This window comes from Butyrivibrio sp. VCD2006, from assembly GCF_000423925.1.
In the GTDB taxonomy this organism is placed as follows: domain Bacteria; phylum Bacillota; class Clostridia; order Lachnospirales; family Lachnospiraceae; genus Butyrivibrio.
Map to the genome: position 1 here is coordinate 17,436 of NZ_AUIX01000001.1, position 16,395 is coordinate 33,830.

Sequence of the window (16,395 nt, forward strand, 5' to 3'; positions counted from 1 at the left end):
CCTTATTCAGGTCTCAATTCTATCCGGTAGGTTTAGCTTTCAACTCAGCAAGCCGCCTCCGGCAAAGGTTCACATCTCCCCCGAGCGTGTACCCTTAAGGTCAATTCACATCTCCCCCGAGAATGTAAATCATTAGTCACTTCGTGTGGGAAAAGCACGACCAGCAACCATCAACCCTCAAAACCGCAAGACCAAATATTCCTTATCTGACAAGTACGGTAATAATTCACCATTCAAGCCGGATAATTTATCACTGTGCGGAACCGATTCGCACCAGTGCACGATAAAGCTTGGCTTCAGCGCGAACTCTCGCTTCCTTGGTGAGCTGCGCATCCTTCAGCGCTTCCTCTGCCCTGGCCTTCGCTGAACGCGCGCGTTCCACATCTATCTCGTCGCTCCACTCCCAGGTGGTAGGAAGCACACGAACTTCGCCGTCCATTACCGAAAGCATTCCGCCGATGCAGGCGGCCTTGCGCTCTGTGCCATTACCGAGAGTTACGCGAGCAGTGCCCATGCCTATTCCGGTGCAGTAGTTGGTATGTCTCGCTAAAATCTCAACATCACCATCTACTGTACGAAGCAGGATCCTCTCTACCTCGCCCTCATATTCCATTCCATCCAGGGATACGACCTGTAAATGATAAGTAGCCATAAGTTAACCTCATCCGTTCTTCTTAGCTTTTTCGAACACTTCATCAATTGTTCCGACAAGCAGGAAAGCTGACTCCGGAAGATCATCACACTCGCCGTTAAGAATCATCTTAAATCCGCGGATGGTCTCCTTCAGCGGAACGTATTTGCCCGGAAGTCCTGTGAACTGCTCAGCAACTGAGAAGCTCTGTGACAGGAAGTTCTGAACCTTACGTGCTCTGAATACTGTCTGCTTATCCTCATCAGACAACTCATCCATACCCATGATTGCGATAATATCCTGCAGTTCGCGGTATCTCTGAAGAACCTGCTGCACACCCTTTGCTACCTCGTAGTGTTCTTTACCAACTACGTCGGGAGAAAGGATACGGCTGGTTGAATCAAGCGGATCAACTGCCGGATAAATACCCTTAGATGCGATATCACGGGACAAAACGGTGGTAGCGTCCAAGTGCGTGAATGTGGTTGCAGGTGCAGGGTCAGTCAAGTCATCGGCAGGCACGTATACAGCCTGAACTGATGTGATGGAACCCTTCTTTGTGGAAGTGATTCTCTCCTGCAAAGCACCCATTTCTGTAGCCAGTGTAGGCTGATAACCAACGGCTGAAGGCATACGGCCAAGCAGCGCTGAAACCTCAGAACCGGCCTGTGTGAAACGGAAGATATTATCGATGAAAAGAAGCACGTCCTGATTCTTCACATCACGATAATACTCAGCCATTGTCAGTCCGGAAAGAGCAACTCTCATACGAGCTCCCGGAGGCTCATTCATCTGTCCGTAAACCAGTGCAGTCTTATTTAAAACTCCACTTTCCTTCATTTCTCCGTAAAGGTCGTTACCTTCACGAGTACGCTCACCGACACCGGTAAATACTGAAATACCACCGTGCGCCTTTGCTACGTTATTGATAAGCTCCATGATGAGGACAGTTTTACCAACTCCCGCACCACCGAACAAACCGATCTTACCACCCTTAGCATAAGGGCAGATAAGGTCAACGACTTTAATACCTGTTTCAAAAATCTCGGTTGCAGGAACCTGATCTTCAAAGGAAGGAGCAGGTCTGTGAATAGGCCATCTCTCCTGCGTTGTGGGAGCAGGCTGATTATCAACCGGCTCACCAAGAAGATTGAAAATTCTTCCGAGACACTCGTCACCTACCGGAACGGAGATGGGATTTCCTGTATCAACCGCATCAATTCCACGAACAAGTCCATCCGTGGAACTCATGGCAATACAACGAACTACGTCATCACCAATCTGCTGTGCAACCTCTGCAACAAGGTTTGCATCACCATTTTTAATCTCAATAGCGCTATGCAGATCCGGCAGCTCACCCTCGCCAAAACGAATGTCAAGGACAGGTCCTGTTACCTGTATTACCTTTCCAATATGTTTTTCACTCATTGTGAGTACTCCTTTTTCCCCTCATCCGTCAGCTGCGCTGACACCTTCCCCCCAAGGGGAAGGCTTAGGTCATAGCCTTCGGATTAGGATTTTAATATTATGGTTCTTCAGCACCGGCAACGATCTCAGTGATCTCCTGCGTAATGCTTGCCTGTCGTGCTCTGTTATAATACAAACTAAGCGTTTCTATCATTTCTTCTGCGTTGTCGGTAGCAGCTTCCATCGCAGTTCTTCTAGCTGCAAGCTCACTCGCAACTGAGATATTGATACTCGAATAAAGCACTCCCGCCAAATACTCCGGAACGACTGTATTGAAAACAGTCTCACTATCCGGCTCGTACAGAATCAGCGATTTCGACTTTTTCTTCTCCTCTTCCTCGACCTTAAGATCGGATAACGGAAGAATTGAACTTGCCTTCGGAACCTGCGACATCATGGATATGAAATCCGTATAGCACAGGAAAATATGTCCGAATCTCTCTTCCTTATAGGCCTCACAAAGGAGCTTGGCAACTGCAAAGCATTCGGAAACCGTAACCTTTGCAACCTCCGCAAACTCTTCTGTGAAAATCGGAACATTTCTGTGCTTGAAGTACTCAACTGATTTCTTACCTATCGGAAGCACTTCGATATCGCGTCCTTTTGTCTCGCTTTCCATGAACTTAAACAGGTTGGAGTTATATCCTCCCGCAAGTCCTCTGTCACCCGCGATTACAACGTAAAGCCATTTATCACTTTTTCCAACCTTGGTGTAAGGTGACTGGAAATCAGTGTTGCCGCCGGCAATGTCTCTAAGAGTTGCAAGCAGTGTATCCAAATATGGCTTTGAATTATCTGCCTTCTCCTTAGCCTTTCGCAGCTTACTTGCTGCAACCAGCTGCATCGCCTTAGTAATCTGCATGGTGCTCTGTACGCTTTTTATCCGGAGCTTCACAGCTTTCATATTAGCAGCCATGTATCATTCCTCCGTGTTTTATTTACGGCTTAAAAAGCTGTCCGTATATGCCTTGAGCACGTTCTTCATCTTCTCTTCTGTCTCTGCCTCAAGCTTTCCTGTCTCGCGGATTGTCTTCATAACATCGCTTCCGTCAGGATTTGTGTCGAGGAATTCGAAGAGTCCTGCCTCGTACTCAGCAATATCAGTAACAGCAACCTCTGTCAGCACGTTGTTAATAACTGCGTACAGAATGGCAATCTGTTTTTCAACAGCAACCGGTGAACTACGATCCTGTTTAAGAACTTCAACGATTCGTTCACCCTGTGCAAGACGTGACTTTGTATCTTCGTCAAGGTCTGATCCGAACTGTGCGAAACTCTGCAGCTCTCTGTACTGTGAATAGATAAGCTTCAAGGTTCCGGCAACTTTCTTCATGGCCTTGATCTGCGCATTACCACCTACACGGGATACGGAGATACCGGGGTTAACCGCAGGCATGATACCTGAATGGAAAAGCTCGGTCTCCAGGAATATCTGTCCATCTGTGATGGAGATAACATTTGTAGGAATGTAAGCAGATACGTCACCGGCCTGTGTCTCGATGATAGGAAGCGCTGTAAGTGAACCGCCGCCGTTTTCATCTGAAAGTTTAGCTGCTCTCTCAAGAAGTCTTGAATGCAGATAGAATACGTCACCGGGATAAGCTTCACGTCCCGGAGGTCTTCTGATCAAAAGTGAAAGAGCACGGTATGCAACAGCGTGCTTTGAAAGGTCATCATAAATAACCAGCACGTGCTTACCCTTGTTCATGAAGTACTCACCCATGGTACAGCCTGTGTAAGGTGCGATGTACTGCAGAGGGCTCGGCTCTGAAGCCGTAGCTGCAACGACGATGGAATACTCCATAGCGCCTGCTGCCTGCAGTTCTGCCACAAGGCCTGTAACTGTGGATCTCTTCTGTCCGATAGCTACATAGATACAGATAACATCCTTACCCTTTTGGTTGATGATCGTATCGATAGCGATCGTGGTCTTACCTGTCTGACGGTCACCAATGATCAGCTCACGCTGTCCACGTCCGATCGGGATCATTGAGTCGATAGCCTTGATACCGGTCTGAAGCGGCTCTTTAACGGGCTGTCTCTCGATGATGCCGGGTGCCTTAATTTCAACAGGTCTGTAATCATCTGATTCGATAGGGCCTGCACCATCGATCGGCTGTCCGATAGCGTTAACAACACGGCCTATCATTGCATCGCCTACCGGAACGGAAACAACGCGTCCGGTGCGCTTAACGGTCTGTCCTTCGCTGATACCAACATCTTCTCCGAACAGAACCGCGGATACTACTGTTTCTTCGAGGTTCTGAGCCATTCCGAATGTGCCGTTCTCGAACTCGAGAAGCTCTCCTGACATACAATTCAGGAGTCCGCTAACTCTTGAAATACCGTCACCGACGGTAAGAACTGTTCCGGTCTCATTCTGAATGATCGCATTTTGATAGTTTTTGATCTGGCTTCGAATCACCTCGGATATTTTTTCTGGTTTTAATTCCATTCTAAAAGCCTCCGTGGGTTTTATTCTTACTTATAGGACTGTCTCGTCAACCTTTTTGCGGAGTTCATCAAGTCTGCCCTGTACTGTTCCGTCATAGAGCTTGCCTTCGATCTCCACCCGGATTCCTCCGAGAACAGTTTCATCGGTTTTTTCAGTTAGCAGAATCTTCTTTCCGCTGACAGATTCAAGCTTTGACTTAAGCGCGCTAAGCTGTGAATCATTAAGCTTTATCGCACTGGTCACCACTGCTTCCGCAATGCCGTGATCCTTGTTGTAGCTCTCTTTAAATCTCTTTGTACATGCTGAAAACTGTCTAAGGAGTCCTCTCTCAATAAGGATCTTTATAAAGTTCAGCAGGTACGGCTGGAGCTGTCCGTCAAATGCTTCATCCACCAGTTTTAGTCTCTCTTTTCTCGGAACCGATGGCTCTGACAAAAGAGTTACATAATCGGGATTCTCCTTGAAAATTTCCTTAACCGATTCCATCTGACTTAAGATATCATCCGTAAGGTTTTCCGAAAGCGCCAGATCATACAGACTCTGTCCGTATAAATCTCCAGCCTTGGTCATGACGCCTCCCCTACATTGTTAATGAATTCGTCAATAAGTTTCTTATGGTCGTTCTCGTTGATTTCTTTCTCCACAACTTTTCCTGCAATATCCATTGCAAGTCCGCCGATGGTATCCTTAGCCTCGTTAATGGCTTTCTTCTTTGACTGTTCTATATCAGCTTCAGCTCTCTCGATGAGACCCTTGGCCTGCTGCTCAGCATCCTTAACGATGTTGTCAGCCTTGCCCTGTGCTTCCTTCTGAGCCTTTGCAACAATTTCTGCTGCCTCTGACTGTGCGGAAGATAAGCTTGTCTCATATTCCTTCTTCATTTCTTCAGCTTTTGCCTTGGCTTCTCTTGCTCCCTTGATTTCCTGCTCGGTGAGCTGTCTTCTCTTCTCAATTACCTCGTTAATAGGTTTGAAAAGGAACTTCTTTATAAGCCAGAGCTGAATGAAAAGGTTACAGATCTGAGCTATGAACGTCCACGGAACGAGTGTTACTAAGTCCTGTGTGCCCATTCGTTTACCTCCATAATTTCTACTGCGGGGCTATAAACTACTGATCTAATTAGTTCAGGTAGTTCATGAATGTGCCCGGTGCTACGAAGATAAGCAGAAGGCCTGTAACGAAACCATAAATACCTGTTGTCTCTGCGATAGCACAACCAAGGAGCATGGTACTTGTTACGTCACCCTTACACTCAGGCTGGCGTCCAATTGCCTCAAGAGCCTTAGAAACGGCATTTCCTTCACCAATACCAGGTCCGATACCGGCGATCAGTGCGCATCCGGCACCAATACCGCATCCTGCAAGTGCAATACCTTTTGCTAAAATCTGAAAATCACTCATGTTGAAATCCTCCTAGATTTTTTTGTATGCTTCCCCTCATCCGGCACTTCGTGCCACCTTCTCCCCAGGGAGAAGGCTTTATTCTATGCCTTCCCCCTGGGGAGAGGGCTTTATTCTATGCCTTCCCCTTGGGGGGGGAGGGCTTTATTCTATGCCTTCCCCCTGGGGGGAGGGCTTTATTCTATGCCTTCCCCCTGGGGGGAGGGCTTTATTCTATGCCTTCCCCTTGGGGGGAAGGTGCCCGAAGGGCGGATGAGGGGTAAAGCAATTAAAATATTTAATTTTCTAATTCTTTACCCCTCTGCTGCATTTGCGATATACATTATCGTCAGCATTGAGAAAATAAACGCCTGCATACATCCTGTAAACCAGTCAAAATAAACGCCCAGAATTGCCGGAAGACCGACGCTCAGGATCGGAATTTTTGAAAGTACATCACCCACAGCGCCTGGTATGAGTCCGAATAATGCGGAAGACGCAATGGCAAGTGCTGCATAGATCAGTCCGTCAATAACTATACCCGAAAGGATGTTACCGAAGTGACGGCAAGCCATACTTACAGGCGTTGCCAACTCGGAAAGAATATTGAACGGTGTCATTACAGCGATGGGAGTGGTGAATCCTTTCAGATATCCAAGGAATCCTCCAGCTTTGATCTTGCATGCAGTAATGATTACAAATACGACTACAGCCCATGCCGCTTCTGTTGAAAGATCGGCTGTCGGACTTCTAAGTCCAACGAGGCATATGAGGTTCGATACGATACTTGTTGCAAATATCGCGGATACCAGCGGAATCAGCCAATCAAACTTGGTGCCGCCCGTATTGCTTCGAACCAGATTGTGAGCCGCTTCGACAATCATCTCTGCAACCGCCTGGCGCTTTGAAATATTCTCGACCTGAAGGTTTCTCGTCAGGAAGATACACAGCAGCGTTATGATCGCCATTACGATCCAGCTTACTACCAGAGTCTCAGTGATATTGAAATCACCAAGAATCGGTATGCCGGTGTGAATGGTGTAATAGATCTTACTGCCGGCTACTTCAAAGTTCATACTTTATTTTCACCTTCCTTTCCTCGCAGATAAAATCCCGCGAATTTTTATTAAAATACTCGGAATAAACAGAGGAACCACCCCGGTCACAAGGTTAATGGCCGGTACAAATATCGACAAGATCACCCACAAAAGCTGCATCATCGTACGATAACGAAGACTGGCTGCCATGGTACTTCTTGCCCTATCTGTCTCCTCTTCACTCATTCCTGTAATCTTCTGTACCGTGAGTCCCATCCAGAAGAAGTTACCCACTGCGACAAGCGTTCCGCCTATCGCTCCTAAGAAGACTGTATAATCAAAAGGTACCTTGTAGCCAAAAGGCGCATCTTGAGGCACCACTTGATGCAACACAAAAAACAAAACAATTACAAGAAGACTCGCCACCGCTGTCCCCACAGCAATGAACTTGGTCTCTTTCTTAACTGCGTCCTGAATTACCATAACAAAACTCTTTTCTCCTCAAATTTATCTGTAGCTCTGCGCTATCTGCGTCTTCAAATATGCTTATTAAAATTCACTTCATTTTCCGAGCGCTTTTTCTTTTCGTTCTTCTTTTCAACCTCAAGATAAACCTTGTAAGCTGTCATAAAAGAGCCTCCGAGCCCAAAGAAAAAGCCGACAATATAAACCCAGCCACCTACGCCGAGCTTTGTTGTTAGCATGTAGCACACAAATATGCAAATAAGAAGCGGTGTTACAAGGGATAAGCCCAGCTGACCAACCATCGCGAACTGGGTCATTATTTTTGAAAAATCAGTAGTTTTTTTGATCATTTATATTGTCTTTAGCTTTCTGCTTTAAACTCAATTTGTAAAGAAATCGGCTATGTTTTTGCATCTCATTTCAGAAAAAATTTAAAAATGAGCGCAATAACGCAACATATATTTCAATAATACAAGTATTAGTCAGAAAAAACAATTCTTTGTATTCGATTTTACAAACATTTTAGTTTTATTTCATTATATTCCGCACAGACACTGGGTTTGTATAAAAAAAGAAGCGAGACAGTCGATTCTGTCTCGCTTCTTGATATTCTTTATTGCTTACTGCTCGTCAACTACAGTCTTAATGTGAAGCTCCTCAAGCTGCTTCTCTGTTACCTCTCCGGGAGCGCCCATCATGATATCCTGAGCGTTCTTGTTCATCGGGAAAGGAATAACCTCTCTGATTGTAGGCTCACCTGAAAGGAGCATGATCATACGATCAACGCCGGGAGCAATTCCTGCGTGCGGCGGTGCACCATAGCAGAATGCGTTGTACATAGCAGGGAACTTAGCCTTAACGTCCTCTTCACCGAGACGAACAAGCTCAAATGCCTTGATCATGATCTCAGGATCATGGTTACGAACAGCACCTGATGAAAGCTCGATACCGTTACATACAAGGTCATACTGATCAGCCATGATCTCAAGAGGATCCAACTCGCCGCGCTCTGCCTTAAGAAGTGTCTCCATTCCGCCAGTAGGCATTGAGAAAGGATTGTGGCAGAACTCAAGCTCACCTGACTCCTCACCGATCTCGTACATCGGGAAGTCAACGATCCAGCAGAAGGAGTACTGCTCTTTGTCCATATGTCCGGGAACAGCAGCACCAAAGGTCTTAACAACAACACCTGCTGTCTTCTGAGCCTGAAGCAGTTTTCCTGCACTGAGAACTACAAGATCACCGGCCTTAAGACCAAGCGCTGAGATAACAGCGTCCTTGTTCTCCTGTACGAACTTAGCGATACCACCAACTACTTCATTATTCTCATCTATTCTGAACCAGTAAGGCTTAACACCTGCCTGAACCTCTACATCACCGATAGTCTTATCGATGAACTTGCGGCTCTCCTTGAAGTCTGAGATTACAACAGCCTTAATTCTTACATCTGTATCGCTGCCATCCTCAGCCTTGGTTGCAAAAGGACCAAATCCGCAATCCTTAAGAACCTCTGTAGCATCCTGAACTGTAAGGTCGATACGAAGATCAGGCTTATCTGAACCATACTTCTCCATAGCCTCACGATAAGGAATTCTTGCAAACGGAGCACCTGATGCTCTGTCATATGTACCATATTTAGCAAAGATAGGAGGAAGAACATCCTCACAGATCTCGAATACATCTTCCTGAGATGCGAAAGCCATCTCCATGTCAAGCTGATAGAACTCACCGGGACATCTGTCTCCTCTTGCATCCTCATCGCGGAAGCAGGGAGCGATCTGGAAATAGCGATCGATACCTGATGTCATAAGGAGCTGCTTGAACTGCTGAGGAGCCTGGGGAAGTGCATAAAACTTTCCGGGATGCTTTCTTGCAGGTACAAGATAATCTCTTGCTCCCTCAGGAGATGACACTGTAAGAATAGGTGTTGTAATCTCCATGAAATCATGCTCTATCATTGATGCTCTAAGAGCTGCAATAACATTGCTTCTAAGGATAATATTCTTCTTAACCTCAGGATTTCTAAGGTCAAGGTAACGATACTTAAGACGTGCTGTCTCATCAGCCTCACGGCTTCTGTTTATCTCAAAAGGAAGCTCGTTGTATCTGCAACGTCCAAGTACTTCTATCTTCTCGGGAACAACCTCGATATCACCGGTTGCCTGCTTGGGATTCTTGGAACTTCTCTCTCTTACAGTTCCTTCAACAGAAATAGTTGATTCCTTGTTGATTCCCTTAACAACCTTCATCATGTCCTCTGTCTCAACGACAATCTGAGTTGTTCCGTAAAAATCTCTCAAAACCACAAAGCCAAGCTCTGATCCAACCTCTCGAAAATTCTCGAGCCAGCCTACAAGCTTAACCTTATTTCCCACGTTCTCGGCTCTAAGCTCGCCGCAAGTATGTGTACGTGACTGCATTTCTATCACTCCTTAACATGAACAAGCGCCCGATATTCAGGGCGCGTAATTAATATCAGAAACCATTTTAGCACATATAGTGCATTTGTGTGAAGAAAAAATAACCCTCATCCGTCAGCTTCGCTGACACCTTCTCCCTAAAAGGGAGAAGGCTTAACTCATCCCTTCCGTCTCGTAGGTTAATGTATACTCCTCATGTCCGTTAACCTTATTCCAGGCGTTCATTATTCTGTCAATCGGAGTATGCCCGTTCTCGGCGCTGATATCAGTCAGGATCAGTATCACCTGATTCTTGCCGTTTGGCGCCATCACATCATTGCTCCTCAGATTTGTGGTAAGTACATCGATAAGATTCTGCATCATATCCTTATCAACCTCTCCGCCATCATTTTTCGTGAGTATAAACTGCACGATCCAAACATTCACGATGGTTCTCTTGGCCATTCTTGAAAACAGTCTGTAAATCATCTGAAGCTTATCAAGATCAACAAGATATGCACCCTTATGAGCGCCTCTCTCCTCGAGGATCATCTTTATCCCGGCAACACCGTTTGCCTTAATCTCGCCTTCCTCGCCAAGATTCAGACTCTCACTTCTGTAAATTGCATACCCGTGTTTTCCGTTTTGTTTAACGCTATACAGCGCCTTGTCTGCCTTTCTGAACATTTCCGTATAATCGCCTCCCTCGCTGTCTGTTGAAACTGCTCCAATAGAAACACCAAGCGGTATGCCCATCTCTTTTCCCATGAGATCTTCACCACTCTTTAAGATCTGTTCGTTAAGGTATTTTTCTTTTTCCGCAACAGCAGGCTCCTCCGTAGCGCCTCTTATAAAGGCCACAAATTCGTCACCGCCGATTCTTCCGACAAAATCATCATCTCTGATACATGAGCGCACAAGGTCAGCGAACTCAACAAGGACCTTATCGCCCATCTCATGTCCGAACACGTCATTTACAAGTTTAAAATTATCAAGATCGATGACCATAAGGATACCCTCTGTGTTCTTGCAGATATCCACAAGTGCCTCCTGGGAATATCCCTTATTCCAAAAACCGGTCATAGGATCAATTTTTGCTTCCTTCTGCCATCTCTCAAGGCTATTTATACCGACTCCGATCCTTCCGATAAACCATCCTACAAAGACTACAAAAAGAGTACATACCGTAAAAAGATATGCCTTGAAATATCCTCTTTCAAAGATCTGCGAGTCCTTAAAAACATTGAAGGTTTCTTTACGGATAATCTCTTTTCCCGCCTGATCATACACCTCAACATTCAGCTTATAATTTCCGTAGGGCAGGTTCATATAACTAAGGGGCTGCATTTCCCTCTGGGTACACAAAATTCCCTCATCACCACTGCCCTCAAGATATATATGAAGGAGCGGATTTGATAATGTAAAATTGAGAACTGCCACATCAAACACGATACGCCCCGATGTAGCAGGTACAATATAATCGCCTTTCTCATCCGGTTCTATCACAACATTATCCGCAACGAGTTTTCCTACTCTTATGTCATAGTACTTATCCACAAAATTATCTTCGCCGTCAGATATCCTCCTTACTCCATCCGTGCAGCACAAGTACAGATTCCCGCCATAATAAGCATTTCTCGCATTTGCAGTCAGCGTCGAGTACAAGCCTCTGACTCTATTCAAAAGTGTATAGTTAAGATTTTGAACATTGTTAATAAGATCATCCCGATCAACAATGAAAATACCGGCACTGGATTCCACCCATGCCTTTCCGTCTTCTGTAAAATGCACATCATAGTTATTGTTATAAGGGAAATTCGTAAGCCTCGTTATAGTTTCGTCCTTATAATGATAAAGCGCATTACTGGTGACATAGATATACTCACCCTCGCCACAGGGAACAATCCTTAAAATAACCAACGATTCCATGCCATCATCCTTGGCATAACGGTGTATTATTTTCCCATTTGAAATAATGAGGATTCCATCGCCGTCAGTTCCGACAAGAATATCCCCATCCGCAATCTCAACTATACTAAGAACCTGAGTAGTAAGCCCCTCTTCTTCACCCATTGTCCTTTTCACAACGCCATTTCTGATAAAATTGAGACCCATTGTCGTAGCCGCAACCATTGTCCCATCCTCAAGCTCCAGACAGGTCCTGAATTTTCCTCCAAGTGTCCCACGATTATGCTCATTGTATGTTTCAATTCCGCCGTCTGCCTTAAGCTCTATAAGACCGTGTCTTCCGTAAGTACTCGCCCAGATATTACCCTTTGAATCCTCCATCAGATCCCTGATACTGACATCCTTGAAATAACCGGGATAATCAATAGGAACAGCATAATAAGTCTTCAGATCTATAGTGATAAGCCCGCTGTTTGTCCCTACATAAAGCAGTCCATCCTTTACAAGAACGCAGTTCACCACAGCTTTTTCAACATTGGCTTTTGCAAAAATATCCATAAAAGGATTCCAGGAATATCTGAGGATCCCCTGCTTATTGGACGCAAACCAAGCATTACCCTGATAGTCCACCACGATATCCATTACATTGCTCGTAAACTCAGTAGTGGACATATCCGTGCTTTTCCCTTCCTTGGTCAAAAAGCCATTGCCCTTTTCGCAGCAATAAAAATAACCGTTATTCTCTTCCGAATAATATATTTTGTTAAAGTACTCCGCATTTTGTATCGTGTATTTTTTTCCGGGAATGACCTGCTTGTTCACAACAGTCATTCTAATGACAAAATCCGAGGTGGTACCCACGATAAACTGTTCATTATCTCCGGTTCCTACTGCAGCATAGGAAGCATTATCTTCATTTAGTCGAAGCTTCTTAATAAGTACATCGCCTTCTGTAAAAAACAGCTCACCTCCATTTGTTACTCCGGCTACAATACCCAGCCTGTTACATGCAAGGGACCTGACGCCATACAGCTCTTCATCAGAAAAAACTTTTATTCTTCCGTCCACTCCAACCATGCAGAGTGAAGTAGCAGTAGCCGCAAAAATATTTCCTTTTAAGTCCTCACAAAATCCTCTAACTGAATTAGAAGAGAGCCCTTCATATGTTGTATAAAACAGAGTCTGCCCTGTCTCCGGGTTATACCTTGCCATTCCACTATCATTAGTGCCTATCCAAAGAAACCCCTTTGAGTCAACAAAGAGAGCCATTACATTGTTAATTCTGTCATCAAGGACGACCTCTTCAAATTTATTTCCGTCGCACCTGTAGAGTCCAGCGTAAGTACCGGCAAACACGTATCCATCCGGAGTCTGACAGATCGCATTTATTTCCATGGTATCAAGGCCGTCATCTGTATCATACAAAACGGCTGAATACTCCGATTTCATATCGAATGCTTTAACGCGCGTGGTAACCATAAGTGAAGCAAGCGGAACAAGGAAAAGCAGTATCATCTTCTCTGCTGCCGGCTTTTTCCTTCTGTCGGTACACTTTCTGTAAAGAAGCACCACCCCTACAGCAGCAAGAACACTCAGTACCTTATCCGGAACATTAACAAAAGCATCGCCTAAAAACGAGCACACAAGCGGAACATTCACATCCCGGGATATCATGTCGATAAGACCATCACCCCAGATATTTCCTGTCCTTCCGTTATAAAGCCTAAGACTGAGTGTTGTGGATAAAATCACGGAAAGAAATCCCGTGAAGATTGCAAAGGATAGAACTCTGAACACTGAAAAGTTTTTGGATTTTGAAAAGAAAATGCCCGCAGACACACCAATACAAATTGACACAATAACATATGCAAAGGTTTTGGCTTCCCAAAATCCAAGGATAATATTTAAAAGCGCACCACAAATAGCGCCGCAAACAGGCCCCAGCTCAATGGCCACAATAAGCGTACCTATCGCGTCAAGCCAGAAAGGAAGCTGAAGCGTAGTTGCAATATATCTGCCTATGAGATTAAGAAGAACGCAGACAATCATCAGCGCATAGGTCTGCCATCTCTTAAACTTATCCATCATGTGTCCTTTTCAAATTCACAAATATTCGTGAATAATATTCGCAATATTACAGATTAATTCTATCACCGGAAAATAGGGCACTCAATGAAGCATCTGGCAAGAAATCATAAAGAAATTATAAATTCCCGGGACATCAATATCCCGGGAACCAGTTTGCATTATTTATATGAAATTATTGGGGCTCAGGCTCAGAATCCACATCCACAAGACTGGGTTCAACCTCGGCAGGAATTTCAAATTTCTCTCCAAGCTCTTCAGCCAGGACACCCGCAAGAAAATATGCTCTTTTTCTTGTGTATCTCATTGCTGTTCCGTTTTCAAGCTGCGGCTGAAGTGAACCGCCAAGAGCTTCTTCGCCGGATGCCTTGATCGCCGCTTCCTTTCGCTTTATCCACTCCCTCTGATCCGCAAGAAGTTCTTCCTTTTTCTCAGGTGTCACCTTCTCTATTATCCTGCTCCAAAGAGAATTAAGCTCTGCATCCCATAGCTCATACCACTCACCTGTGAGCTGATTCAAATCCTGCTGCGGGAGAACATCCCAGGTCTTTTTCTCTATTTCAACCGACTTTGCCTCAACCTCAGCAAGCTCTTTTTGAATTGTTCCCAACTCTTCCTCAGCCTGAGCTTCCGCATCTGAATCTGCCGCGGAGTCTGTGCTTGAATCCTCATCATCTACCTTGGCATCTGCATTTGAATCAGCATTATTATCCGGCTCTGCAGCCTCATCCGAAGAAGCCCCAGCACTCTCTTCTTCTATCTCTGCTACCTCAGAAGTTTCTTCATTCTCTGAGCTTTCATCAGCATTTTCGCCGGCATCTAAACTCTCAGCACTCACATTATTTTCATCATCATTAACAACTATATCATCCTCGGTACTAACAGCTTCATATGCCCCATCATCTGTAATGACCGCCTCATTCTGCATAGTGGGAGTGCAGCCTGTCATCATAGCAGTTATCCCCATAGCAAGCAATGCTACTTTTATCCGTTTCATGTTAAGCTCCTCCAACTTCCATAGCCCAATCACAAACCACCATATCTCCCTCTCTCATTCGATTTATTATAGTTGTAAAGCCCCTTTAATTACAACTATAATGAAAAGAGTAATGAGTTTTTGAGGAGGATCCCCATGGACAATCTTAAACAGCCCCGAAATATCATATATTCGGTGATCATTGCAGCATCTCTTATAGCAATACTAATTTTATGTATTGATTTTTCCAAAAACAGCAAAAATGAAAAGGAAGTACCGGATACAGCGACAACAGCAGCTTCAATTGAGAAACGTGACAAAGTCCTTATCACAGTAAATGTAGAAACCATACAGGATGGTTTGCAAAACATGGGAACCCTGATAACCCAGGAATACTACTTCACTCAGGTAGAGACCTATACCAAGGAAAAGAACCTGCTCGGCTTTATTCCCTCATCCTCTGAAATTGCTTACAGCTATGACGGAACCGTTACCGCAGGTGTTGATTTTGAGAAGATCACTATATCAAAAGACGAAGCCAAAAAGACAATCATTGTAGATATCCCGGATTCAGAAATTCAGACAGTAAGTGTTGATAAAAACACTTTTAAGGTATATTCGGAAAAAGACTCCTTATGGAATCCCATGAAGCTTGAGGACTACAATGTTTCACTGGCTGAATTCGAAGAAGCAGCAAAAAAGAAAGCTCTTGAAAACGGAATAATAGAACGCTCGGATGAACAGGCAAAAACTCTTATCGGGAATTTTATAAAGAACTTCCCATCCGTAAGCGGATTTAAAATTGAATTCAGATAAGGAAGGATAAACAGATGCCAAACAATACAGAAGCTACACCCAAAATTACTCTACAAAAAGTCACACTGATAATAGTCGTCCTTCTTATAGCAGTAATATCCTTTACAAAGGTTTCAAACTGGGCAGCCGATCCCGCAACTCACACCCATTCAATCACGCAGACCAATGACAAGATAAAAACCGTCATGACTTTATCGGGCGGAGCTGCCGGAGCATCAGCAACACTTTCCCTGCTCCCAGGCGATATGTGTACACCACTTTCAGAGCAGTTGGCTGAACTGGCAACATATTTTCTTCTTATACTCAGCGCCCTGTACCTTGAAAAATTCATGATAACACTATCGGGGTATGTCACCTTCAGGGTGCTCATACCGATTGCCTGCCTAATTATCATTGCCGGTATTCTTCTTGGAAAAAAGACCCTTTATTCCATAGCCTTTAGAATTGCACTTATCGGTGCGGTGATATACTTAATAGTCCCTGCCAGTGTAATTTTGTCAGATAAAATCTACCAAACTCAGGCAGAAAAGGTCGACTCAGCAATAACACAATATAACGAACTCGATTTGAGTGAAGATTCAGATCAGGGATTCCTTGGTGAACTTACCACACTGACAAGTAAAACAGTCGATAAGATGACATCCTTTATCACCAGTCTTTTGGAGTCTTTAGCAGTAATGATAGTTACCGCTTGTATCGTGCCGATACTGGTTTTTGTTTTTCTTGTATGGATGGTAAAGACTATTTTCTGGTCAGATAGGAACAACTAACAAAAA

Annotated in this window: 15 protein-coding genes; 2 read left to right on the top strand and 13 right to left on the bottom strand. The window is 44.6% G+C overall.

All coding sequences use genetic code 11. The features are described from left to right. Positions 1-250 precede the first annotated feature (250 nt). The 13 genes from atpC to G586_RS0100135 all read right to left on the bottom strand — a co-directional run bounded on the left by atpC (position 251) and on the right by G586_RS0100135 (position 14,824). Positions 251-652 (bottom strand): ATP synthase F1 subunit epsilon, encoded by a 402-nt coding sequence (gene atpC / locus G586_RS0100075; protein ID WP_026526034.1) that lies wholly within the window; start codon positions 650-652, stop codon positions 251-253. A 9-nt stretch (positions 653-661) separates the two neighbouring features. Then, complete coding sequence (atpD, locus tag G586_RS0100080) at positions 662-2,059, bottom strand: F0F1 ATP synthase subunit beta (protein WP_026526035.1); 1,398 nt, start codon at positions 2,057-2,059, stop codon at positions 662-664. 97 nt (positions 2,060-2,156) lie between these two features. Further along, a complete protein-coding gene (gene atpG, locus G586_RS0100085) occupies positions 2,157-3,014 on the bottom strand; it encodes an ATP synthase F1 subunit gamma (protein WP_026526036.1) in 858 nt (285 codons plus the stop codon). Positions 3,015-3,032: 18 nt separating this feature from the next. Beyond that, a complete protein-coding gene (gene atpA, locus G586_RS0100090) occupies positions 3,033-4,553 on the bottom strand; it encodes a F0F1 ATP synthase subunit alpha (protein WP_026526037.1) in 1,521 nt (506 codons plus the stop codon). 30 nt (positions 4,554-4,583) lie between these two features. Next, on the bottom strand, positions 4,584-5,123 hold the full coding sequence (gene atpH / locus G586_RS0100095; protein WP_026526038.1) for an ATP synthase F1 subunit delta: 540 nt from the start codon (positions 5,121-5,123) through the stop codon (positions 4,584-4,586). Then, positions 5,120-5,623, bottom strand: a complete 504-nt coding sequence (gene atpF, locus G586_RS0100100; protein ID WP_026526039.1) for a F0F1 ATP synthase subunit B — start codon at positions 5,621-5,623, stop codon at positions 5,120-5,122. Before atpF ends, atpH begins: the two co-directional genes overlap by 4 nt. Positions 5,624-5,672: 49 nt before the next feature. After that, positions 5,673-5,954 (bottom strand): ATP synthase F0 subunit C, encoded by a 282-nt coding sequence (atpE, locus tag G586_RS0100105; RefSeq protein ID WP_026495813.1) that lies wholly within the window; start codon positions 5,952-5,954, stop codon positions 5,673-5,675. Between the two features lie 293 nt (positions 5,955-6,247). Next, positions 6,248-7,009 (bottom strand): F0F1 ATP synthase subunit A, encoded by a 762-nt coding sequence (locus tag G586_RS0100110; protein ID WP_026526040.1) that lies wholly within the window; start codon positions 7,007-7,009, stop codon positions 6,248-6,250. A 9-nt stretch (positions 7,010-7,018) separates the two neighbouring features. Next, positions 7,019-7,453 carry an ATP synthase subunit I gene (locus G586_RS0100115; protein WP_026526041.1) on the bottom strand — a complete coding sequence of 145 codons (435 nt, stop codon included), beginning with the start codon at positions 7,451-7,453 and terminating at the stop codon, positions 7,019-7,021. 53 nt (positions 7,454-7,506) lie between these two features. Continuing rightward, positions 7,507-7,785, bottom strand: a complete 279-nt coding sequence (locus tag G586_RS0100120; RefSeq protein WP_026526042.1) for an AtpZ/AtpI family protein — start codon at positions 7,783-7,785, stop codon at positions 7,507-7,509. A 270-nt stretch (positions 7,786-8,055) separates the two neighbouring features. Further along, positions 8,056-9,855 (bottom strand): aspartate--tRNA ligase, encoded by a 1,800-nt coding sequence (gene aspS / locus G586_RS0100125; RefSeq protein WP_026526043.1) that lies wholly within the window; start codon positions 9,853-9,855, stop codon positions 8,056-8,058. A gap of 153 nt (positions 9,856-10,008) precedes the next feature. Continuing rightward, positions 10,009-13,830: a diguanylate cyclase gene (locus G586_RS0100130; RefSeq protein ID WP_026526044.1), complete on the bottom strand. Its 3,822-nt coding sequence runs from the start codon at positions 13,828-13,830 to the stop codon at positions 10,009-10,011. Positions 13,831-14,002: 172 nt separating this feature from the next. Continuing rightward, positions 14,003-14,824 (bottom strand): lysozyme inhibitor LprI family protein, encoded by an 822-nt coding sequence (locus tag G586_RS0100135; RefSeq protein ID WP_026526045.1) that lies wholly within the window; start codon positions 14,822-14,824, stop codon positions 14,003-14,005. Positions 14,825-14,959: 135 nt separating this feature from the next. Between G586_RS0100135 and G586_RS0100140 the strand changes: the two genes are divergently transcribed. Then, positions 14,960-15,619: a DUF4230 domain-containing protein gene (locus tag G586_RS0100140; RefSeq protein WP_026526046.1), complete on the top strand. Its 660-nt coding sequence runs from the start codon at positions 14,960-14,962 to the stop codon at positions 15,617-15,619. A 14-nt stretch (positions 15,620-15,633) separates the two neighbouring features. After that, positions 15,634-16,389, top strand: coding sequence for a hypothetical protein (locus tag G586_RS0100145; protein WP_026526047.1), 756 nt, complete (start codon positions 15,634-15,636; stop codon positions 16,387-16,389). Positions 16,390-16,395: the final 6 nt, after the last annotated feature.